This is a genomic window from Microcystis sp. M53598_WE2, from assembly GCF_030067735.1.
Lineage (GTDB): Bacteria > Cyanobacteriota > Cyanobacteriia > Cyanobacteriales > Microcystaceae > Microcystis > Microcystis aeruginosa.
This window is the reverse complement of sequence record NZ_JASJFE010000175.1, coordinates 1-1,266: the sequence shown is the minus strand read 5'-3', so window position 1 is coordinate 1,266 and position 1,266 is coordinate 1. Positions and strand designations below refer to the sequence as shown.

The window sequence follows — 1,266 nt, the reverse complement described above, 5'->3', positions numbered from 1 at the left end:
CTCTTAGATGATTACAAATGTATCAGCATCTGTCTTTAAGCATCCCACCGAAAAGCTAATGCGCTCCGGGGTTTGGGTAGGGTTGATTCATGAATCAACCCTACCTTGAATCAACCCTACCTTGAATCAACCCTACCTTGAATCAACCCTACCTTGAATCAACCCTAGGGTATCGTCTCGGAGTCTCCCCAAATTGTTAATTTTTTTGCTAATTCAGCTACATTATCCGAAAAATGTCACACTAGAGGTAGAGGAGCGTCAACTATCAGTCATCAGCTTTCAGCAATTTTTGGCTATTTCCCCAGGGTATTGCTGGCAGCCGGTGGGAAAAAAGATTAACTTCAACCCTGACTTTATCTGCTATCGAGGAGGTTAATTCGATGAATAATACGGAAACACTCTCAGTCGATCGGGATACCAACAAACTCTATAATAAAATTCTCGTGGCTGTGGATTATCAAGATGTCACTCCAGAGGTATTGAATACGGCTATTCTCTTAGCGAAAACCTACGCTAGTGAGTTGCGGATTATTTATAGTCTGTCTAAACCTTTGACTCCCTACACGGAAACTTTTATTTATGGTAATCTGATCGGTTATGGTGGCGGTTATCCCCCCGATATGATCGCCTTAGAACAACAAATCACCGAAGAAATGCAAGCGGAATTACAAGCTTGGTTAAACGGTTTAGTCGATCGAGCTAAGGAGGATAATATCATAGCCCGGGCTGATTATTATATCGGTGATCCGGGACAGAAAATTTGTCAAGTTGCCCAGCAAGAGGGGATAGATTTAATTATTGTTGGTCGTCACGGTCGATCGGGTTTATCTGAGTTAATCTTAGGTAGTGTCAGTAATTATGTGGTACATCATGCTCCCTGTTCGGTTTTGGTGGTACACATCACTCATTAATTAGAAAGGGTTGAAATCCATTTTTTGCTGTCCATTGAATCGCTCCATCTCTCCCGGTCCAGTAAGTCTTAATCCTAGCCTTTCTCAGTTGATTTCTGGCATTACGGGAGAGATTGGTGGTGACAGCGATTGCTGTTTGTGGTCGAATTGACTCTAACCATTGTTTATCTAGATTGCTTCCCTGCCATAATAACACTAGGGGGCTGAATTCTTGGGATAAATTAACGGGAATTTTCGGGTTGATAATCCAGAGCCAGGATTGATTTTTTACCTGAAATTTAAATAAATTTTTCTCGATCAATTGTCCAGTAATTTCGCCGAGATTAAATTTTTCTAACTGGGATAAAGTAATAGT

Annotated in this window: 1 protein-coding gene and 1 pseudogene; one reads left to right on the top strand and one right to left on the bottom strand. The window is 41.2% G+C overall.

Going from position 1 to position 1,266, the window contains the following annotated elements:
- Positions 1-380 precede the first annotated feature (380 nt).
- Positions 381-911, top strand: coding sequence for a universal stress protein (locus PX636_RS03860; protein ID WP_002796513.1), 531 nt, complete (start codon positions 381-383; stop codon positions 909-911).
- On the opposite strand, the pseudogene PX636_RS03855 reads toward PX636_RS03860, so the two are convergent.
- Positions 901-1,266, bottom strand: a pseudogene (locus PX636_RS03855) (ComEC/Rec2 family competence protein); the annotation flags it as partial. The gene PX636_RS03860 and the pseudogene PX636_RS03855 overlap by 11 nt on opposite strands.